This window comes from Butyrivibrio sp. FCS006 (assembly GCF_000424525.1).
Taxonomy (GTDB): Bacteria; Bacillota; Clostridia; order Lachnospirales; family Lachnospiraceae; genus Butyrivibrio.
This window is the reverse complement of record NZ_KE384205.1, coordinates 309,593-331,588: the sequence shown is the minus strand read 5'-3', so window position 1 is coordinate 331,588 and position 21,996 is coordinate 309,593. Positions and strand designations below refer to the sequence as shown.

Annotated in this window: 21 protein-coding genes; 20 read left to right on the top strand and 1 reads right to left on the bottom strand. The window is 44.1% G+C overall.

The features are described 5' to 3' along the window. Nucleotides 1–165 precede the first annotated feature (165 nt). From G633_RS0116005 to G633_RS0115965, 9 genes are all read left to right on the top strand, one after another. Nucleotides 166–696: a hypothetical protein gene (locus G633_RS0116005; RefSeq protein WP_022768579.1), complete on the top strand. Its 531-nt coding sequence runs from the start codon at nt 166–168 to the stop codon at nt 694–696. 31 nt (nt 697–727) lie between these two features. Beyond that, nucleotides 728–2,083 carry an ABC transporter substrate-binding protein gene (locus G633_RS0116000; protein ID WP_022768578.1) on the top strand — a complete coding sequence of 452 codons (1,356 nt, stop codon included), beginning with the start codon at nt 728–730 and terminating at the stop codon, nt 2,081–2,083. Nucleotides 2,084–2,160: 77 nt separating this feature from the next. Beyond that, entirely contained in the window at nt 2,161–3,048 is an 888-nt protein-coding gene (locus G633_RS0115995) for a carbohydrate ABC transporter permease (protein WP_026520537.1), read from the top strand. A gap of 60 nt (nt 3,049–3,108) precedes the next feature. Further along, nucleotides 3,109–3,909, top strand: a complete 801-nt coding sequence (locus tag G633_RS0115990) for a carbohydrate ABC transporter permease (RefSeq protein ID WP_242838886.1) — start codon at nt 3,109–3,111, stop codon at nt 3,907–3,909. Nucleotides 3,910–4,023: 114 nt separating this feature from the next. Further along, nucleotides 4,024–5,766, top strand: coding sequence for a cache domain-containing sensor histidine kinase (locus G633_RS0115985; RefSeq protein WP_022768575.1), 1,743 nt, complete (start codon nt 4,024–4,026; stop codon nt 5,764–5,766). Beyond that, the gene (locus G633_RS0115980; RefSeq protein ID WP_242838885.1) at nt 5,763–6,524 is read left to right on the top strand and encodes a response regulator transcription factor; all 762 of its coding nucleotides are present in this window, start codon (nt 5,763–5,765) and stop codon (nt 6,522–6,524) included. Before G633_RS0115985 ends, G633_RS0115980 begins: the two co-directional genes overlap by 4 nt. Before the next feature lie 154 nt (nt 6,525–6,678). Continuing rightward, nucleotides 6,679–8,829 (top strand): molecular chaperone HtpG, encoded by a 2,151-nt coding sequence (gene htpG, locus G633_RS0115975; protein WP_022768573.1) that lies wholly within the window; start codon nt 6,679–6,681, stop codon nt 8,827–8,829. Between the two features lie 65 nt (nt 8,830–8,894). Continuing rightward, the gene (locus G633_RS0115970; protein WP_022768572.1) at nt 8,895–9,911 is read left to right on the top strand and encodes a hypothetical protein; all 1,017 of its coding nucleotides are present in this window, start codon (nt 8,895–8,897) and stop codon (nt 9,909–9,911) included. Next, nucleotides 9,896–11,083: a hypothetical protein gene (locus tag G633_RS0115965; RefSeq protein WP_026520535.1), complete on the top strand. Its 1,188-nt coding sequence runs from the start codon at nt 9,896–9,898 to the stop codon at nt 11,081–11,083. The genes G633_RS0115970 and G633_RS0115965 overlap by 16 nt, the downstream gene beginning before the upstream one ends. Nucleotides 11,084–11,142: 59 nt before the next feature. Here the strand turns inward: G633_RS0115965 and G633_RS0115960 are convergent, their stop codons facing one another. Beyond that, on the bottom strand, nt 11,143–11,325 hold the full coding sequence (locus tag G633_RS0115960) for a DUF4250 domain-containing protein (protein ID WP_026520534.1): 183 nt from the start codon (nt 11,323–11,325) through the stop codon (nt 11,143–11,145). A 180-nt stretch (nt 11,326–11,505) separates the two neighbouring features. Here G633_RS0115960 and G633_RS0115955 point away from each other — a divergent pair, with 180 nt between their 5' ends. From G633_RS0115955 to G633_RS0115905, 11 genes are all read left to right on the top strand, one after another. Further along, nucleotides 11,506–12,240: a CpsB/CapC family capsule biosynthesis tyrosine phosphatase gene (locus G633_RS0115955; protein ID WP_026520533.1), complete on the top strand. Its 735-nt coding sequence runs from the start codon at nt 11,506–11,508 to the stop codon at nt 12,238–12,240. Between the two features lie 11 nt (nt 12,241–12,251). Then, nucleotides 12,252–12,983 carry a YveK family protein gene (locus G633_RS0115950; protein ID WP_022768568.1) on the top strand — a complete coding sequence of 244 codons (732 nt, stop codon included), beginning with the start codon at nt 12,252–12,254 and terminating at the stop codon, nt 12,981–12,983. Between the two features lie 9 nt (nt 12,984–12,992). Further along, a complete protein-coding gene (locus G633_RS0115945) occupies nt 12,993–13,826 on the top strand; it encodes a polysaccharide biosynthesis tyrosine autokinase (protein ID WP_022768567.1) in 834 nt (277 codons plus the stop codon). Between the two features lie 11 nt (nt 13,827–13,837). Next, complete coding sequence (locus G633_RS18820) at nt 13,838–14,341, top strand: hypothetical protein (RefSeq protein WP_022768566.1); 504 nt, start codon at nt 13,838–13,840, stop codon at nt 14,339–14,341. Nucleotides 14,342–14,343: 2 nt separating this feature from the next. Continuing rightward, on the top strand, nt 14,344–15,402 hold the full coding sequence (locus tag G633_RS0115935) for an LCP family protein (RefSeq protein ID WP_026520532.1): 1,059 nt from the start codon (nt 14,344–14,346) through the stop codon (nt 15,400–15,402). A 70-nt stretch (nt 15,403–15,472) separates the two neighbouring features. Further along, the gene (locus G633_RS18815) at nt 15,473–16,183 is read left to right on the top strand and encodes a class B sortase (RefSeq protein WP_051200319.1); all 711 of its coding nucleotides are present in this window, start codon (nt 15,473–15,475) and stop codon (nt 16,181–16,183) included. A gap of 53 nt (nt 16,184–16,236) precedes the next feature. After that, nucleotides 16,237–16,887 (top strand): hypothetical protein, encoded by a 651-nt coding sequence (locus G633_RS0115925; protein WP_026520531.1) that lies wholly within the window; start codon nt 16,237–16,239, stop codon nt 16,885–16,887. Nucleotides 16,888–17,010: 123 nt separating this feature from the next. Beyond that, nucleotides 17,011–18,060, top strand: a complete 1,050-nt coding sequence (locus tag G633_RS0115920) for a LacI family DNA-binding transcriptional regulator (RefSeq protein WP_022768562.1) — start codon at nt 17,011–17,013, stop codon at nt 18,058–18,060. Between the two features lie 229 nt (nt 18,061–18,289). After that, nucleotides 18,290–19,243 carry an ABC transporter permease gene (locus G633_RS0115915; RefSeq protein WP_026520530.1) on the top strand — a complete coding sequence of 318 codons (954 nt, stop codon included), beginning with the start codon at nt 18,290–18,292 and terminating at the stop codon, nt 19,241–19,243. A gap of 21 nt (nt 19,244–19,264) precedes the next feature. Then, on the top strand, nt 19,265–20,191 hold the full coding sequence (locus tag G633_RS0115910) for a carbohydrate ABC transporter permease (protein ID WP_026520529.1): 927 nt from the start codon (nt 19,265–19,267) through the stop codon (nt 20,189–20,191). A gap of 79 nt (nt 20,192–20,270) precedes the next feature. Beyond that, on the top strand, nt 20,271–21,935 hold the full coding sequence (locus G633_RS0115905; RefSeq protein ID WP_026520528.1) for an ABC transporter substrate-binding protein: 1,665 nt from the start codon (nt 20,271–20,273) through the stop codon (nt 21,933–21,935). The last annotated feature ends 61 nt before the right edge of the window (nt 21,936–21,996 follow it).

Sequence of the window (21,996 nt, the reverse complement as noted above, 5' to 3'; positions counted from 1 at the left end):
CTTTTCTTTTTGTCTAAAATGCATAAAATTTGCAAACAAACAATTAACTTTCTGTTAAAGAAGTAAAAAATGTGCTTGTTGAGGTAAAAGAAATCCATTCTATCAGACAACTCGATTGGATATAGTTAAGTTGTAGTAAGTTTTACTGAAACGGGGAATAAGAGTATGAAAAAATTAAGAGTATATAGTTTAGCAATTGCAATGCTGTTTGTTCTTACCGTACTTGGAGGATGTGGAAGTAAAACTGAAAAATGGGCTTATATCCATGAGCCAATGGAAGCTGTCATTGCTCTCTCAGAAGATGGTAAGGCTACTTACAAGGGGAATGAGTACACTTACACCAAGGATGATACCTATATAACCCTCACGGATGAGAACGGAGAGCAGCAGCGTATCCGCTACGAGATGGACGGAGAGAAGATGCTTCTGTATGAGGAGTCCACCTACACAAGGAGCGGTACAGGTGACGGAATTGTCGGAAACTGGCTCCAGTCAAACGGCTGGTCCTATGTGTTTACGGACAAAGGGGAGTTTAGTGAGGAGAACATTTTCTACGGACACTATACCATTGATGAGGACAAATCCAGGATCAAGCTTATGTATAATGACCCGATGGAGGATGCGTATCTTTATTACACCTTAAACGGTGACAAACTTACGGTTGCTTACCCATGGCCAATGGTCAGGGTTCAATAAAATAATACTTACAACAAAGGAGAGGTGTGTTATGAAAATGAAGCGAATTGTTTCAACCTTGTTGGCGGGAGTTATGGCTATGTCTCTCGTCGCATGTGGCGGATCTTCTGCACCTGCAGAAACCGCACCTGCTGAGCCTGCAGCAACAACCGCAGAGCCCGCAGCTGAGCCGGCAGCAGAGCCTGCTGCAGTAGAGAATACCGACTCTTCAGAGCCTATTTCTCTTACAATGTGGTGTATCGCAACTGAGAGTGATTCAAACCGTCACGCTTATGAAGCAGCTATAGCTGATATGCAGGCTAAATATCCTGATATCAACTTCACATGGGAAGCTTTTGAGAACCAGTCTTACAAGACAAAGATCAAAGCTGCTGTATCTGCTAACGAGATGCCTGATATCTTCTTCACATGGTCATGTGCATTCCTTGGTGACTTCGTTGATGCAGGTAAGGTTTACTGCCTCGATGATGCTTATCAGAACTGGAAGAGCGAACTTCCTGAGAACATGCTTGGCAACACAACTTATGATGGCAAGCACTACGGCGTTCCTACAACAATGAACATCGTTGGTCTTTTTGCTAACATGGAGCTCCTTGAGCAGGTTGGCTACACAGAGATCCCCGGAACATATGATGAGTTTATCGCATGCTGCGACAAGCTTAAAGCAGCCGGAATCATTCCTTTCGGATGTGCAGGAAAAGAGACATGGTGTGTAACTGAGTATCTTGAGTCTGTTATCGAGAAGAGCGCAGGCGCTGACACACTTAATGACATCTTCCTCGGAAGAGCAACATGGGATAATCAGGACGTTACAGACGCTGTTGATACATTCCAGAAGCTTGTAACAGATGGTTACTTCGATCCTTCAGGAATCGGCCTTACAAACGACGAAGTTAAGAACAACTTCATGGCTGGCAAGTATGCATTCTACATGAACGGAACATGGAACTGTGCAGACTTCGCAGCAAACGAAGAGTTCTTCCCTAAGGTAAAGGTTGGTGAGTTCCCTGTAATCAACGCTGACAAGGCTAAACTTGGACAGCTCATCGGTGGACCTTCAGATACACTTGCAGTAGCAGCTTCTTCACCTAACGCTGCAGCAGCTGCTGACTATGCTTTCGAGCTTGGTAAGCTTATCTGCCACTATGGCTACCTTGATGGATGTGGACTTCCTGCATGGACACCTTACGGTGACACAAGCAGCGTAAACGGACTTACACAGACTGTATCAGAGATCTGCAGCAAGGCTGACAGCTTCGTACTCTTTGGTGATACAGCTATGTCTGCTGACGATGCAAATACATATCTTTCATATGTTGATCAGGTTTATGGATGCCAGGTTGACGGAAAAGCATTTACTGACGGTCTTGCAAAAGACATTAGGTAATATTTAACATTACATCGGTCCTTCCTGCGTTTCTTTGGGAATACAGAAAGGACCGATTTTTTTGGAAGGTTGCTTGTATGAATAAAAAAACTGCGGATATACAAAAAGGGATTACCATATTTTTGTTTCTTCTCCCTGCATTACTGCTATTTGTGAGCATTCTGATCGCACCTATCGCTGTGTCTGTTTACAGAAGTATGTATGACTGGAACGGTTTCTCGGAAGGAACTTTTATCGGGTTTAACAACTACATCGAATTATTTACAAACGGATCTATCAAGTTCATGACAGGTCTTAAGAACTCACTTATACTGGCTTTCTTTTCAGTGTTTGTTCAGCTGCCGTTTTCTCTTTTCCTGGCACTCCTTCTTGGAAGACGCCCAAAGAAAGAGAGATTCTTTCTGTCAGTATTCTTTATGCCTGTACTGATTTCAACTGTGGTAATTGGCCAACTTTGGCTTAAGATATATAACCCTGATTACGGTCTTTTAAACAGATTCCTCGATGCTGTTAATCTCGGAAGCTGGAAGCACGTATGGGTTGGTGAAGTAAAAACTGCTCTTGGAGCGATCATAGTTCCTACTGTATGGCAGTATATCGGATACCATATGCTCCTTATGTACGCCGGAGTAAAAGGTGTATCCACTGACCTCAGGGAAGCAGCAATGCTTGACGGCGCAACACCTACGCAGGTTGACAGATACATTGTTATACCTATCATCAAGCCTATCATCAGAGTAAGTGTTATCTTTGCGGTTACCGGTTCACTTAAGACCTATGACCTTGTAAGGATCCTGACAGAGGGCGGACCATTCCAGACCACTGAAGTTCCGAGTACTCTTCTTGAGAACATGCTGTTCCTTAGGAACAGATACGGAATGGGAAGTACCATTTCTGTAATGCTTATTTTGCTCTGCTTTGCATTTGCGCTGGCGATAACAGCAATATTTAGGGAGAGGGACTAAACAATGGGGAACACTAATTCAGATATAATCAAAAAAACTAATCCGGCCGCCAAAGTCCTGATGTACATTTTTCTTGGGATCTGGGCGCTGATAAATCTCTTCCCTATTTACTTCATGTTCACTTTCTCACTTAAGTCAAACGAAGAGATTTTCGGAGCAAACATTGTCGGACTTCCGAGGGAATGGCTCTGGACCAACTACACCAGAGCACTTGGCACCGGCAACATGCTTCTTTACTTTTTTAACAGCTTACTTGTAACAACACTTGCCATTGCGATTTCTCTTTTCGCAGCAATGATGGCAACCTATGCGATAACAAGAATCAGCTGGAAACTCAATAAGCTCACCAACGCATTCTTTATGCTGGGACTTACCATTCCGATCCAGGCTTCGATCGTTCCTGTTTATGTAGTACTTTCAAAGCTTCACTGGCTCAATAAGTATTCAACACTTATTGTTCCTTACTCTGCATTTGCTCTGTCAATGTCAATCCTTATCTGTACAGGATTCATGGTAGAGATACCCTATGCTTTGGACGAAGCTGCAAGGATAGACGGATGTTCTCTTACGGGAACGTTCTTCAGGATCATTCTTCCTCTTATGAAGCCTGCAGTATCAACGGTTGGTGTCTACTCATACCTTCAGTGCTGGAATGAGTTCATGTTTGCCAATGTATTTATTTCAGACTCACAGCACAGAACACTTCCTGTTGGTATCAAAGCTCTTTCCGGAGCCTACACCACAGACTGGGGCCCGATTGGTGCGGCGCTTTGTATAGCTACATTCCCTACACTGATCTTTTACTTATTCTTAAGTGGCAAGATTCAGGAGAGTTTCATTGCCGGAGCGGTAAAGGGATAAAGGATAAGATTATTAGCAGACCTGTCACCCGGGCTCATGGGCCCGGACGGCAGGTTTCTTTAATGTTGAAAACATGGTATCTTATATTTTATGAAGGAAAAAAATCAGGAAAAAATGAATACTTCCTTATCTAACAAGCTTAAACAGCTGATCCTCGGGATCGGACTGGTTGTGACGGTTGTCTTTTTGGTGTCCATCTATTTCATCACTGAAAGTGAAAAAAAGAATTACGGAATGAGAGAGTCCGAGAAAGTCCTGCGTACTCTGTCAAGCAATATATCCAGTGATATAGCAAGGTATTCTGAGCTCTCAAGACTTATAATGACTGAGGACAGGGTGGTAACGTTCCTCAGGGCAGACTCGGACATAGTGGATATCAGTATGATAAATGATGCCAGATACGGCGTCATGGATATCCTCAATGTCACTGAAGGTGTGGACACGGTCATGGTCTTCAGGGAAGATATGATCATGTTTGCCACCAACAGATTTACCTACGAATATGACTACGAGCGTATGACTTCAGATACGTGGAGAAAAGACATATATGAGGGCAAGGGAAAGGCTGTTGTATCCCTAAACTCAAACCACATCGCCAGAAAGCTTGGAAACAAGCCGATGGTAACCATTGCCAGAGCTATCTATGACCTGGATTCCCAGCAAAGGACCGGTCTTATGATGATGAATATTTCTTCCACCATCTTTAACAGGATGCTGGGAGATCTTAGATATACCGATATCTGTATCATGGGAAGCGACGGCTCATTTCTTGCCGGCAACAGAAATCTTGCGCCTTACTACGACAGCTCTTTTATCTCAAAAGACATTGTCCATAAGGATATAACAATAGAAGGCGAAAAGGGACTTGCTTCCGGCTGCAGAGTTGGAAATATGCCTATTGTTTTGCTTAAGGTTTCTACTTACGGCAACGAGGTGGTGCCTTTTACCGCGATAAACGTCCTGATATTTATGCTTGCCATATTTGTTGTACTGGCGCTCTTTACAGGCTCTTTTATCAGCAGGAACATAACCGATCCGGTGTTCAAGCTCTCCTCTGCAATGGAGAAAAACAGAGCATCGGGTGAGCTGAAAAAGATCGACGTTGAGGTCAGCAGCAGCGAGTTTGACATGCTTGAGGGCGACTACAATAACATGATCGACCACGTTAACGAGCTGATCGACAGACTTATGGAGAAAGAAAAGACTCTTCAGAGGGCCGAGATGCGTGTGCTTCAGGAGCAGATAAAACCGCATTTCCTCTACAACTCCATCGAGACCATAGGCTACATGGCGCTGGATGCGGGAGCTGACAAGGTTCATGACGCGCTGGAGACCATGGGAAGCTTCTACCGCAACTTCCTTAGTAAGGGTGGCAGAGATATTCCGTTCTCAAGGGAGATTAAGATTGTACAGGACTACCTGTCCCTGCAAAAACTCAGATATGGGGATATAATAGAAGATGAATATGATATTCCCGAGGAGACAGAGAACTTTATTATTCCTAAGCTTATCCTTCAGCCACTGGTTGAAAACAGTATCTACCACGGCATCAGATTAAAAGGCGAGAAGGGTCTTATCAGTATTTCGGCCTACATCGATGAGATCGAGGGCGAAGAGTATCCCGAGAGGGAGCTTCACATTATCGTCAATGATACCGGTGTTGGAATGGACCAGGATAAGATCGACAAGATCCTCTCTGCGGATGAGAAGGACAGGCCCAAGGAGGCTGATGAGAGCTTCGGACTTTGGGGAACAATTCAGAGGATCAGAATGTACACGGGCAAGAAAGACTGCGTTAAAATAGAAAGTGAACCCGGTGAGTACACCAGAATTGAAATAACCATTGGAGCAAAATGATGAACAGAGCACTGAGAGTAATGATAATAGATGATGAGGAATCCGCAAGAAAGCTGATGCGAGCGGCCATTGACTGGGAGAGCCTCGGAATGGAGGTTGTGGGAGAAGCAGCCAGCGGAATCGAGGCCATCAATATCATTGACGACCTTCGCCCGGATATTGCCTTTGTTGACATCTCCATGCCCTTTATGGATGGAATCGAGTTCACGGAAGTTGCTACTGCGCGTTACCCTAAGCTCATTATCATCATCATGACCGCCATCGATAAGTTCGAGTATGCCAGAAAGTGCGTAAGCCTTCCGGTATTCGACTACATGTTAAAGCCCATGGTAAGGGCTGAGATCACACCGGTTTTAGAGAGAGCGGCGGAGAAGCTCAAGAAGGAAAAAGACTACTGGGAAGAGCAGAAGGCAGATGAAGAGGGCGGATCATCCGAAGAGAGCTCCACGGATCTGATAACCAGGTATCTTGAGGAGAACTTCACGGACAAGGAATTAAACCTTGCGTTTATAGCCCAGCACTTCGGCTTCTCGGCAAGCTATTTATCAAGAAAGTTTAAGGCAGATACGGGTAAAAAGTTTGTTGAATATCTTACGGACCTTCGAATGAAAAAGGCCATGGAGATAGCAAAAGGAAATGTAAAGATGTATCAGGCTGCTGCAGAAGTGGGAATTCCCGATCCCAACTATTTCAGTCGCTGTTTTAAGAAATATACCGGAATGAGCTATTCCGACTATGTTGCAGAACACGTTAAATGATAAGAAATACATTTGTTAGCACTCGCCACTGGTGAGTGCTAAATTTTTGTTGACTTTTGGTTGTGGGGGTCTTAAACTATTTTCTGTACGATGATAGATGTACATTTTTTGCCCTGATGGGTGAATGCAATACATAGAAAAGGGAGTGAGAATTATGGCTTCAAAAAAAGGTAATTTATCAATCAACAGCGAGAATATGTTTCCGATCATCAAGAAATGGCTCTATTCAGACCACGATATCTTTTACAGAGAAGTGATCTCTAACGCCTGCGATGCCATCACCAAGATCAAGAAGATGGATATGATGGGCGAGTACCAGCTTCCCGATGATTTCAAGCCTCGCGTGGACATTATATTAAACGACAAGGACAAGACCATCAAGATCGTAGATAACGGTATCGGTATGACTGCTGAGGAGGTTGAGGAATACATCAACCAGGTGGCATTTTCAGGTGCTACAGACTTCCTTAACAAGTACAAGGACAAGGCCAATGCCGATCAGATCATCGGTCATTTCGGACTCGGTTTTTACTCAACCTTCATGGTTTCTGATTCAGTAGATATCGATACTCTTTCATACAAGGGTGGCACACCTGTGCACTGGACCTGCGATGGCGGTTCGGACTTTGAGATGGATGACGGCACCAAGGCAGAAGTTGGTACAACAGTAACACTTCACCTCTCAGAGGATTGCCTTGAGTTCTGCAATGAGTACAAGGCAAGAGAAGTTATCCAGAAATACTGCTCATTCATGCCTTACGAGATCTATCTGTCAAAAGAGAATGAAGAGGGAACACAGACTATCAAGGCTTCAGAGAAGCTTGATTCAGATACTGTGATCGAAGAGGTTCATCCCGAGAAGAAGGAAGGCGAGACTGAGGAGCCTGAACTTCAGTACAAGATAAAGAGAAGACCTGAGCTTTTGAACGATATCCATCCTCTTTGGGCTAAGACCCCCAAGGACTGCACAGACGAGGAGTACAAGGAGTTCTACAGAAAGGTCTTCAGAGACTACAAGGAGCCACTTTTCTGGATCCACCTCAACATGGATTATCCTTTCAACTTAAAGGGTATCCTGTACTTCCCTAAGATCAACATGGAGTTTGAATCCATCGAGGGAACAATCAAGCTCTACAACAACCAGGTATTTATCGCAGATAACATCAAGGAAGTAATTCCTGAGTATCTGATGCTCCTTAAGGGTGTTATCGATTGTCCTGACCTTCCTCTTAACGTATCAAGATCAGCTCTTCAGAACGATGGTTTTGTCAAGAAGATCTCTGAGTACATTTCAAAGAAGGTTGCAGAGAAGCTTGCAGGTCTTTGCAAGACTGATAAAGAGAACTATGACAAGTACTGGGATGACATCAGCCCATTCATCAAGTATGGTTGCCTTCGCGATGACAAGTTCTGCGAGAAGATGACAGACTACATCCTCTTTAAGAACCTGGATGGCAAGTACCTTACAACTCCTGAGGCTCTTCAGATCAACAAAGAGGCTGAGGATGGAGCGACATCCGACGATCCAGAGGGAGTCGCTGATGGCGCCCATGCCAATGATTCCGAAGAGTCAAGCCAGAATGGCGCAGACGATTCGCTGAATCAGACGGCTAGAGGCGAAAACGGAGAAAAGATTGAAGCTGAGGTTGTAGACGATGGCAAGAAGGTTGAATCAGTAAAAGAGATCAAGGAGCCTCGCACCATCTACTACGTAACAGATGAGCAGCAGCAGAGCCAGTACATCAACATGTTCAAGGCTCAGAAGATGGAAGCTTTTGTTATGAAGCACAACATCGATGTTCCTTTCATGGAGCAGCTTGAGCGCAAGAACGAGGGCATCCGCTTCAAGAGGATCGATGCTGACCTTACAGATACCTTTAAGTCCAGAACTTCCAAGAAGGCAGCAGCTGAGCTTGAAGAGAAGGAGAAAGAGCTCTCAGAGAAGATCAAGAAAGCTCTTAAGAACGACAAGCTCACTGTTAAGCTTGAGAAGCTTAAAGATAAGAAGGTTTCATCAATGCTTACTGTATCAGAGGAATCCCGTCGTATGGCAGAGATGATGAAGATGTATGCCATGAACGGTATGGGAATGGGCGACTTCGGAGCAGAGGGACAGACCCTTATCTTAAATGCTAATCATCCTCTTGTTCAGTATGTGATGGAGCATGAAGACGGCGAGAACACCAAGACCATCTGCGAGCAGCTCTATGATCTTGCACGCATCCAGAATGCACCTCTTGAGGGCGAAGCAATGACCAAGTTTGTACAGAGAAGCAACGAGATCATGATGATCCTTGCTAAATAAGATTTAGATATTTAGGGAAACGCTCTCTAAAGCGTTTCCCTTATTTGCGTTAGATAGGATTTTTTATGTGGAATTATATTAAAGGTCTTTTAACCATTTTGTCATCCTTTAGAATTGCATCGCCGGTTCCTTACTGGGGAAAGCTCTTTGGTCTGGATGCGATTTTTAAGCTCCTTGCTGAGGATAAGTTTTCGCCTTATATAACGAAAGACGGCTATAAGTGCAATGATGTTCTGGTAAGTGAAAGCGGAAGATGGGTCATGATCGTGGGAGAAATTTATCCGATACCCCTTATTAAGGGACTTTCCGGACTTGAAAATGAGTTTGAAATGATAGACGGCGAATCGGTTATGATAAATGTCAAGACGCTCAGGCCGGGACTTGTCAAAATGGCTCTCAGAGAGCTCTTTCCACCACTGGCACTTAGAATTGATGATACTACCTATGATGATCTTCCGAGTAATCGCGCCAAAGCTTTTAAGAAAGTATGGCCCGGAGATTACAAAGAACTGGCCTATGCTGACTGGTTTGAAGTAAGATACCTTTGGGAGAGGGAGTATTCAAAGCTTCTTAGTGGAAAGGCCACTGATGAGGAAATAGAAGAATCCCTTAAAGAGATTACCGAGGAACACATCGTCTACAAGCAGATGTTTCGAAGAGTCCTTCTTGATGATGAGCTCAAGACCATTGCAAAGGCTATCAAAAATGGCGAGATAGAAAGGCCGTATGCTCTTTTTGACATAACAAACTATTCCGATGAGTACTGTGTATGTAATGGAATAAATGTCCTCAAAAGGATCGGATATCCTGCAAATAAGGAATGGATGGGATTTCTTTTTGATTGCCTTAAGGATATTAAGAAGTCATACTTTAATGATGCGATTGCTGTTCTTAAGAATATGTTTCCTAAGGATGAACTTATCGCTCGTATTGATGCGGATATAGTAAAGGCCCATGATGCCGACGATCTTGTCTGGGCAGCAGGACTCATAAGCTTGTCAAAAGAGATCGGATATGAGATAACTCTTAAAGAAGCAGATAAAGAAAAGGAAAAAGCAGTAAGCACATGTGGAACTATTTAAAAGGGTATTTCAGGAGCGGAGAATTATTCAAAAAGATTTACTGGGTATTTGTAACTCTTCTTTGTTCCTTTATAGCATTGGCATCAATGCCGATCGGACTTCTGATATTTGGTGCTCCGGCAGTTCTTTTAATAAAACATACAGCAGAGAGATTTGCTCATGACCAGGTGGTACCTTACTGGGGAGATAAGTTCCTTAAGAGTGAGATATACAGACTTCTCGCAGGAGAGAAATTTCGCCCCTACGTGACAAGTAAAGGCAAGAAAGTTAAGGATGTACAAGTAAGCAGCAGCGGAAGGTGGGTATACATCAAAGGAAAGTACTATCCGCTTGCATTGGTCAAGAGATTTGATTTTAGAAGCAATGATAATAAATGTTTTGTTTACATGATTGATGGAGTATATGGCGGTGAGCAGGAGTGGTCCGGAAACAAAATGATAACAGAAGCTCTGAAGGAACTTATGGGTACTGTATCAGACTATCCGAAAGAAATATGCAAAGAGGCTTTTGACGCTGTCAAGGCAGACATGCGCCTTTCAACTTCCAGATTTGCTACCGCGGACTGGAATGAATTCAGGTATCAGTGGGAACAGAAGTGCCGTGCGAAATTTAATGGCATTGAAAAAGATAACCTTGGGAAGAAGCGAATAAAAACGCTGATATCCCCGGATAATATCAAACCGGTATTTTTCAAGAAGACTCTGACCGATCTTGAAATTGCATCAATATGTGAAGGAATAAAATCCGGCAAGGTCAACAATGGTGATGCTTTTGCGGATTTAGGCAGATATACCAAGGATATCTATGTTCTCAACGGAGTAAAGCTCTATGAAAAGCTGGGTTATCCTGACAACTTAAAGGCGGAAGATTTCCTCTTTGACTGTATTAGGAACATTGAGAAGCCCTACTTTGATGATGCTATCAGGGTGCTTTCGGAATTTCCTAGAGAACACCTTATTGCAAGTATAGAAAGATATGTGAAAAAGGCCCATGATGATGGGGACTACGTTTTCGGCGCAGGACTTATCGCCCTCGCAAGAGCAATAGACTATGAGATCAGCCTGGAAAAAGAGACTGCAGAAGGATTTTCGGCAGAAGATGCGAAAGAGTTTGAGACTACTGCGCAAGGCGAGCAGCAACAGGGCGCTGTAGCTGTGAAGTTCCAGGCGTGAGTCACCGGGGACGTTTCAGTTTGACTCAAAATGAGTCAAACTGAAACGTCCCCAGTGACTCACTTGAACTGATTTACCTCTTCATCATATTTATACCCTACACCTTCAAGTCTCCCCACCATCTCTTTTACCTCTTCCTCGCTCATATCAAGGCCTTCAGCGAGTTTATCAAGGCTCGAGTAGTTGTCTCTCAGCTGCGTATTTACATAGCTCAAAAGTATGATCGGATCCTGCGGAAGCATATCATTTTTCTCCTTTTTCTAACATGGTTTTGATAATAATTAAATCATACCATATCTTGATAAAATTTCTATAAATCACCACAGAATGTTGAAACCACGCGATTTGCTGTAGTATAATTATTATGATATATTGTATTATTTTATAACAATTTATGGTGAGGAATTGCTTTTCATCAATTTATGAGTAAACTTGAGCCGACTATTGATATACATTGTCACATCCTGCCGGGGGTCGATGACGGGTCTCCGGACATGGCGACGAGCCTGGAAATGCTGAGGATTGCTGACAAAAACGGGATCACACATCTGATACTGACTCCGCATCACAAGCCCATGCATCACAATGTGAGCCCACAGCATAACGCAGCCTACAGGAAAAAGCTCCAGGAGGCTGCCAAGGAAGCAGGTATAAAGGCAAAGCTCTTTTCCGGAAATGAGATCTACTATAGCGATGAGACCATGGAGGAGCTTATGGAGGGCAAGATATGTTCTCTTGCCGGGAGCGACTATGTGCTTGTGGAGTTTCATCCGACCAACCCTTACAAGGCGATACAAAATGCCGTGAGCAGGGTCCAGGCAGCGGGTTTTATTCCCATAATAGCCCATGTGGAGAGGTACAGCGATATCGTATCACATCCGGCCAGGGTAAAAGACCTTATTGAAATGGGAAGTTTAATACAGGTTAACGCATCCAGCATAATGGGCAAGTATGGATTTGGCATAAGCCATTTTACAAAGAAGCTCTTAAAGGAAGAGCTGGTGCATTTTGTGGCATCCGACGCCCACGATACCGGGCGCAGAGCACCTAATCTTCTTGATTGCAGGAACTATGTAGAGAGAAAGTATGGCGAAGATTACGGGAAGAAGCTCTTTTTCACCAATCCCGCCAATGTGATAAGAAATGAACTAATCTAAGAGGAGTGTCCATGGGGAATAGGGACGACATAATTGAAATCAATCTGGGGGAACTATTTTCGGTACTTCTGGGCAGGGCCTTTCTGATCATCAGCGCAGGTATCTTTTTTGGCCTTGCGGGGCTTTTTGTCAGCAAGTTTGTATTGCACCCTGTCTACGATTCTACCACCAAGATCTACATCCTTAACAAAGAAGAAAACCAGACCGTAACATATTCCGACGTGCAGATATCAACGCAGCTCACCCAGGACTATGCGGAGCTGATAAAGAGCAGATATGTTATTGAGGAGGTCATCCAGAGACTCAACCTTGTGGATGTAGACTATGAGGATCTTTCAAAGGTTCTCAAGGTCGATACGCCTTCCGATACCCGAATAGTTGCAATAACTGCCAGGGATGAGGATCCTTTGATGGCTATGCAGATAGCCAACTGCATCAGAGAAGTGGCGAGTGAGCACATCACCAACGTTATGGATATCGATGCCATCAACGTTGCTGAGACAGCTAATGTTCCAACGCAGAAGTCCGGCCCCAGCGTCACGAGATGGACCATAATTGCAGGATTTTTGGGAGCTGTCATTATTGCTTTCTTCGCAATCCTTGAATACCTTTTGGATGACACAATTAAGAGCAATGACGACGTTGAGAGATACCTTGGGCTCAGCACCCTTGCTCTTGTTCCGCTGACAACAGAAGAGACGGATAAAAAGAAATCCAAGAAGAAAGATAAGAAGAAAAAGTAAGGGGGATATATGCAGAGCGCGAAGCTTCATTTTAGTCAGTCAGAAAACAACTATCAGATAAAAGAAGCATATAAGACCCTTCGAAGCAACGTGGAATTCAGCGGACAGAACGTCAGAGTGATTTCCGTTACCAGCTGTACTCCGGGAGAGGGCAAGACCACCGTGGCTATGGCACTTGCAAGAGCCTTTGCGGAAGCGGGTAAAAAGACTGTTCTGGTGGATGCCGATATGCGTAAGTCAGTTTTGGTGGGCAGATACCGTACAGGCTCAGTAAGGCTCGGCCTTACCCATTGCCTGGTTGGAAGAGAGAGGCTCTCGAGTGTTATCTGCGAGACCGACACTCCAAACCTCTACGTTGTCTTTGCAGGACCTGTTCCGCCAAACCCCAGTGAGCTTCTGGGCGGAAGGATTTTCGGAAAAGTCCTTGAGAATATGAAACAGGTATTTGATTACGTCATCATAGATACGCCGCCTCTGGGAAGCGTTATCGACGCGGCGGTTGTAGCCAAGCAGTGCGATGGAACCATCATGGTAATTGAGAGTAATTCCATCAGCTACAGATTTGCTCAGAGAGTTAAGGACCAGCTTGATAAGGCAGGTGCCAAGATGCTGGGCGTTGTACTCAACAAGGTTGATATCTCCGGCAAGGGATATTACGGACATTACGGCAGCTACTATGGCAAGTACTACGGCAAGTATTACGGCAAGTACTATGGCAAGTACGGAGAGGATAATCCCGAGACTTCGGGAAGGCCAAGACCCGCTCCGGTAGCGGATATAGAGCCTGATGACGATGACCTTAACGAGCTTAATTATCTATCGGGAGTAACGAGGAAAGATTGAGGGGATTGTAAGTGAGAGGAAATATTCTTGGAATATTCTTTTCCATATTGAGTGGGGTACTGATTTTTCTCATAGTGGTGGCCTACACAAGGAGCGACCGCACAGCTCCGGAGTTTAGGTTTTCTGCAACGGACATCATCTATGATTCGCAGACCACGGACAACAACTTAAAGGTCGGAATAAATGCCTACGATTCCAAGGACGGAGACCTTACCAGTAGGATTGTTGTAGAGAAGGTAGTACTTAACAGGGAAAAAGAGACTGCGGTTGTATATTATGCAGTCGCAGATTACAGCGGAAACGTCACCAAGCAGTCCAGAGTTTTTCCTGCAGACATTGCAGACATAGACAGCTTCGGAGATTCCTCCGAGACCATGGAGGATCCGATGTTTCCAAACATAGCTGCGCCTGATGTTGAGAACTTATCAGGTGAAGAAGAGACATCTACAGGAGAACAGGAAGCCGGCCAGGAAGCTTCATCTACTGAAAATTCTGCCGGCAATCAGGAGCCGTAAACATGCGAGGAAAAGGCAGAGTCTTTCTCATTATCTGGGCCAGTGTCATGACACTTATCGTGCTTGCCATGGCAGGGTTTGAGGCAGTGAGATTCTTTGGAAAATCGAATCTTAGTTCCAAATCTGCAACCAGCACGCCCATGCTTGTGCAGGAGGAAGCGCCTGTAACTGAAGCTGCGGGCGTAGAATGGCAATCGGACTGGGTGCGATATGACGGCTCTGTTTATGATTATAACGAAAACATCACAACCTTCCTGATCATGGGAATAGATAAGAAAGATGAGGTTGTGACGCCGGTCGCCGAGGGAATGGACGGAGGACAGGCTGATGCGCTGTTCTTGCTGGTTTTAAATCCCGACGATGAGACCATTAAGATAATCGGCATTAACCGTAATTCCATGACCAATGTTGACATCTACGATGAATACGGAAGATATCAGAACACAATTGTGGCACAGATTGCAATTCAACATGGCTTTGGCGATGGAATGGAAAAGAGCTGTGAATATCAGGTGAAGGCTGTTTCAAGCATGTTCTATCAGCTTCCGATCCACGGCTACGCGGCCATCAACATGAGTGCGATCCCTGAGATCAATGATCAGATCGGCGGAGTTGATGTAAGTGTAATAGAAGACATGACCAAGTGGGATAAGTCTCTTTATGAAGGCGCACAGGTTCACCTGACGGGAGAGCAGGCATTTATTTATCTTAAGAACAGAGATATGTCCAAGTCCGGCGGAAGCGATAAAAGACTTGAAAGGCAGCGCCAGTACCTCAATGCCTTTATTGATGCAGCAAGGGAAAAGAGCCTTCAGGATCCCAATGCGGCTGTAGAACTGTTTACAGCTATTAAAGACAAGATGGTTACGGATATAACGGTTGACGAGATCAGCTATCTTGCACCGGACCTTACCAAATATAAGTTTGATGATACTGATTTCAAGATGATCAAAGGAAAAACACAGATAAATGACATCTATGATGAATTTATCGTAGATGACGACGACCTGTACAAAACCATCATCGAGACATTTTACAAAAAAATTGATTACCTGGACTAAACTAATGTCGAAAATATGCCGATACAAACATATAGATAGGTATGCCTTCGGGAAAGTACTTGCAGTGCTCATGGCTTTGTTATTACTTAGCGGATGCTCAGCAAAGCAGCAGAATGCAGTATCGGTGGGAGTAACCGGAGATGAAAGCTCGGAGCCCCATGTAGATATCGCAAAGCTAAGAGAGACCAATGAAGATATCTTCGCATGGATAAACGTTCCGAACACCTCAATCGATTATCCTGTTCTGCAAAGCTCCGATGGTGATGACTCTTTTTACATAAACCATAATGTGAATAAAGAGGCAGATCCAAAGGGTGCCATATATACCGAGTGTGCAAACTTAAAGGACATGTGTGATTTCAATGAAGTTCTTCATGGCTCATCACCTGAGGACGGAACCATGTTCGCAGATGTAGAGAAGTTTCTCGACAGAAAGTATTTTGAAGAACATCCTTACATATATGTGTATATGGAAGGAAATGCACTTATATATTATGCCTTCGCAGCTTATAGCCGCAGTAACACAAGGCTTTTGCAGGAGTACGATTTTACCTGTGTATCAGGCTGTCAGGCATTTCTGGATGAGATTTATAACTCAAGGTCCATGACCAAGAACATCCGAAGTGGATGGGAAGGGGCTGTGGCACCTGAGAATTTCATCATAACTCTGACTACTACTGACAGTACTGATCCTTCAAAGCAGATCATCGTTGTGGGATGCCTTGTGGGTGATGTAATGGGCAAGATAGACAGAGAAATAGATTACTCTGAGCCGGAATGATATTACTAATCATGGGAATATAGATTCTAGAAAGAAAGTATGGAGGCGCGAAAATGAAAAAAATCATAGCACTTGCACTCGCATCGGTTCTCTTTGTTACATCATCTATCTGCGTATTTGCAGCTGATGAAGTAAGTAGTGTACAGAGTCCAACGCCAAAAGAGATCATGGAAAAGCTCGAAGAACTTGAAAAAGAAAATGCAGAACTCAGAAAGAGCATCTCAGATCTTACTAAGGCCGTACAGGCTAGAAACAAAGGCGGCGGCGGAGGCGGTGGCGGCGGCTCATCAAAACCTTCAGCTCCTTCAAGCGATGGAAACTACGTTAATTTCGGCGGAACCATGACATATCAGGGTGGCAAGATTGAGATAAACGGCGGCAAAAGTAATGTTACCTTCACTATAAAGGCACCTGCAGGCGGAACAATCACATCAGCAAACAGCCTGGCGGGAAAGGTTGGTGGAAACCTTGTAAGCTGCATTGAGACAAGTTCACCAGGTGTTGCATTCTCAACAGCTAAGGTTAACTTCTTCGTAAGCGGCGTTCAGCCCGGCGACAACATTGCTGTATACCAGGCTCAGGGCAACAACTGGGTGCAGCTTCCTGTTGTAGAGATTCGTAAAGACCATGTTGTGGTTAATATGACACGTCACGGAAGTATTGCATTTATCAGAGTTCCTGTATTGGCTACAATTACACAGTAAGATTGATTTCAAAAGAGGGCGCAGCCTATGTGCCCTCTTTTTTTGTGCTATCTTGACAGCTTTTATTCAATCCCGTAATATTAATTTTGAAATCGGTTTCAAAGAGCTTATGACGGAGTGATTATGGACAAAGACAAAACGGGCAATGGCAAGACGATTACGATCTACGACATAGCAGAGGAGGCGGGAGTTTCTGCGTCCACTGTTTCCCGCGTGCTCAACGGAAGCGCTTCTGTACGCAAGGAAAAGAAAGAAAGAATACAGAAGCTCATTGAGAAATACAACTTTAAACCCAATGCCCTGGCCAAGGGATTATCTGATACTGCCACGAAGAATATCGGAATTATAGCTGCAGATGTCAGAAACCCTTATTATTCCGCACTTTTTGTAGCCTGTGAGCTGGCTGCCGAGAAGGCCGGCTATAGCGTTGTGCTCTCTAACAGCTTTGGCGAAATTGAAAGAGAAAAGGCTCAGCTGGATATCATGCTGCAGCAAAAGGTTGATGCCATCATACAGATGGGGGGAAGAGTCGATGACCTTATCACAGATGAGGACTATGCTCTTAAGGTGAGAGGAATTTGTGAGAAGACACCTGTCGTTGTTACCGGTAAGCTGGATAAGACTTCTGTGCACAGCGTTGTCATAGATGAATCCGGAGCTATGGATACTGTAATGGAACACCTCATAGGACTGGGACATCAGAAGATTGCCCTTGTGGGTGGAGAGATGAGGGTTACTTCCACTTATAACAAGTACCTGAAATATCAGGAAGTCTTAAGAAAACATGGGATAAAAGAGAAGGGTGAATATGTCATCAACGGTACATACGATCCTGAATCGGGTTATGAGTGTACCAACAGAATACTTGAACTGGAAGACAGACCGACAGCCATTATAGCAATCAACGACTTTGCTGCCAGTGGCGCTGTCAGAAGTATTCGTGAACATGGCCTTAGAATTCCGGAAGATATATCACTGGTCAGCTTTGATAATACCTATATAGCAGATCTTACCATTCCTAAGCTCACCAGTATTGATTACGATTATGAGAACTACGGAAGAGTTCTTATTGATACAGCGATTGCAGCTGCCAGGGGAGAAGAAGTAGAAGCAGTTCAGATCATTACTCCGAAGCTTGTTATAAGGGAGAGCTCGGGAGAGGTTAACAATTAATATAAACATACAATGTTTTGATATTGTAAATAATTACGGCGAAGTCAACAAAATGACTTCGCTTTTTTGTTGCATATTGCCAAAATTGCAATCGGTTTCAGAAATACTGTTGACTTTCATAGTGCAAACATGATTAAATCTAAGTATGAAATCGGTTGCAAATAGTAATAATGCACAATAAAGATGGCTTTTATGACAGCAGCCGGAAACATGGCAGTGGGAGGAAGATATGAGTAACAAGACAGGGAAGGCTTCTACGGGAGTTAAAAAGCGTGGAGTTTTAGAGACACTCTGGAGATACAGGGTCCTTGAACTTATGTGTCTGCCTGCAATTGTCTTTTTCTTTATGTTCAGCTATATGCCAATGCCCGGTATATGGGTTGCTTTTGTAAAGTACAACTACCGCAAGGGCATATTCGGAAGTAAGTTCGTCGGACTTCAGAATTTCGAATTCCTGGCAGAGTCGGGAAAGCTCTTTTCCCTGACCAGAAATACCGTCCTTTATAATCTGGCGTTTATCATTCTTGGTAATCTTGTAGCGGTTATCATAGCAATACTGCTTAACGAGATCAGAGCCAAGATGTTCAAGAAGGTGTCACAGACACTGATGTTTCTGCCTTATTTCATTTCACAGGTTCTTGTAGGCCTTTTGGTTTACTCGCTTTTGAACTATGATACAGGTTTTGTTAATGAGATACTTGTAGCTCTCGGCAAGGCTAAATGGCAGCCGTACTCAGACCCGTCGGTATGGCCGTGGCTGATAGTGCTGATCCATTTGTGGCAGCAGACCGGTTACAACTCAGTTGTTTACTTTGCTGCTATCTGCGGTATTGATGCCGAGATAATCGAAGCTGCCAAGGTTGACGGAGCCAATGCTTTCCAGCGTATCAGATACATCATTCTGCCATCGCTTCGTCCTACAATTGTAATCCTTATCCTGTTTGCTCTTGGCGGAATCGTAAGAGGTAACTTCGGATTGTTCTGGAACATCATCGGATCCAACTCAGTTCTTTATGAGACAACGGATATTATTGAGACCTTCGTTTACAGAGCTACGATGTCGGACTTCAATTTCTCAACTGCATCAGCAGTTGGTTTCTATCAGTCACTGGTTGGTTTTGCAATTGTAATGCTTGCTAACTTCGCAGTCAAGAAGATAGATCCTGACTACTCGCTATTCTGATGATAAGGAGCAACCAAGATAATGGCTAAGAATAAAGAAATTGAGTTTGAGGCTTCAAACTCCAAGATAAAACTGGGAACTTCGGATTACATAGTAAGAGGCATCGGATATGTTCTTGTAACACTCTATGCCGTAGCCTGTGTTTTTCCTTTCCTTATAATAATCGGAACTTCATTTACAAGTGAGTCGTATATAAGAACCCATGGTGTTCAGCTCTTTCCAAGGGAATTTACACTCAAGGCTTACGAGATGGTAATCGGAAGCGGAAATATCTGGAAGTCCTATCTTCTTACAATAGCGTTGACTCTTATCGGTACTGTATGCGGACTTCTGATCATAGCCATGACAGGTTATGCGCTTCAGAGAAAAGACTTCCCGTTTAGAAATGCAATTTCTTTCTATATTTACTTCACGAGTCTGTTTAGTGCGGGACTTGCTCCCTACTATTTGCTCATGACACAGACCTACAAGCTTCTTGACAGCTATCTGGCGGTTTTGCTTCCGCTTATGATGTCGCCCTGGCTCATAATTCTTATGAAGAATTTCATCAAGCAGATTCCTCATGAGATAACGGAGTCCGGCAAGATAGACGGCGCGGGGGATATGACAATCTTTGTATATCTGATCCTCCCTATGATCAAACCCGCGCTTGCAACAATAGGTCTTTTCCTGGCTCTGGGTTATTGGAATGAGTGGTATCAGTCTTCACTGTTCCTTACAGCCAAGGTTACGGTTAAGCCTCTTCAGTACACTCTTTATGAAATTGTTAATAAGCTTGATGCTTTACGTAATTCAGTTGCAGGACAGTACGTAACTCTTACTGACATTCCTGAGCAGAGTGTTAAGATGGCCAACGCGGTTCTTGCTACCGGCCCGATCGTACTTCTTTATCCTTTCGTTCAGAAGTACTTCATTGGTGGTATTACTGTTGGCGCGGTTAAAGGTTAAGAGCACTTCCTTATTAGTAGAGCGCTTCCTTGTTACGACAAGGTTGATAAATAAAAGAAATGTTTAAAGGAGGAAAGAAATGAAGAAGAAGTTATTGGCAACATTACTTAGCGTAAGCATGGTAATGGGACTTGCTGCCTGTGGTTCATCTACAGCCGACAGCACAACAACCGGAGCTGACACTACAGGGGCACAGACTCAGTCAGCAGACACAGCAAAGACAGACACATCTGCAGGGGCAGATGCAGCTGCAATCGATACATCAGAGCATGTGGTTATCTCTTATATGACCACAGGAGATCCGCCGGAGTCAGGAAGTGAGAAGGAAGCTAACCTTAACGCAATGCTAGATGAGCTCAATGCAATCCTTACAGAGAAGGTTAATGCAGAGCTTGAGATCTACTATATTCCTTGGACAGATTATCTTTCAAACTACAACCTTACACTTGCTCGTATGGACGGCAGCGTAGACCTTGTCGGAACAGCTTCTGACTGGCTTGATGCTTGGCCAAATGCTAAGAACGGTGCTTTCCTTGAGCTTTCAGAAGAGATGCTTCAGACCTATGCACCTCAGACATGGGCAAGCGTTCCTGCTGATCACTGGGAACTTTGCAAATATGATGGTGATATTTATCTGATGCCTGAGGACAACTATGCACAGTGGACTAACCACGGCTGGATCTATCGTCTTGACTGGGCTAAAGAGGCAGGACTTGCAAATGGTGTTCATAGCTGGGAAGATATGACAACATATGTAAAGTGGTGCAAAGAGAACAAGACAGATCTTAAATATGTATGGGATTCAGACGGAACACAGTACGCACAGATGGCTAACGGTTGGATCGCTTCACATACAGACTTCGTGCCTATCGATGGTATCTGCTCAGGTGCTCTTTGGGGCGGTTCTAAGGACGACCTTTACACAATCACAACTCCTGCTCTTACAGAGACAGAGTCACTTGTTGAGTATGCTAAGCTCATGAAGGAATGGGCTGAGGCAGGTGTATGGCCTACAGACGTACTTAACAACACATCAGGAAGTAACCGTGATGAGTTCCGTGTAGGCGATGTTGCTGTTGAGCAGCACCACACACAGACATGGACAGATCTTTGCTCAGCAACACCTGCAAACACAATTTTCCAGGATGATCCTGATGCAGAAGTTGGAATGTTCTACTGGGGCGAGGAGACAGGAAACGTTATCGCACTTTCAATCACACACGGTGCAATGGCTGTTTCTGCAGGAAGTGATAACCCTGAGCGTGCGCTTATGGTTTATGACCTTATCAGAAACGATCCTGAGTGCTACGACCTCTTCTGCTATGGTATTAAGGGTGTTTCATGGGATCTTGATGACAACGGACTTCGTATTACTCCAGAGGGATTCAATGCAGATACACAGAACATCAATGGTATGACCAACTACTGGTGGGGCAGAAATGATGACCTTGAGATCAAGGATGCTACCAGAAACTGGGATGCGATCGACAAGCTCTATGCTGAATATGACAAGATCAAGATTGACTATCCTTATGGACAGTTCGTTCCTGATGTAGACAGTATTCAGGGCAAGATCGACAACTGCAACGAGCAGTATACAAATTATATGAAGCAGATTTCTTATGGTCTTTACAACGGAAGCGCTGAGGATATCGTAGCTGAGATGCAGGCAGCACTTAAGACTGCAGGTATCGAGGATGTAACAGCAGAACTTCAGACTCAGTTTGATGCTCTTTACAAGTAATTAACTGCCGAAAATAAACTATAGCAAAAATAAAAAAGGAATACTGTTTCATTATTGGAGC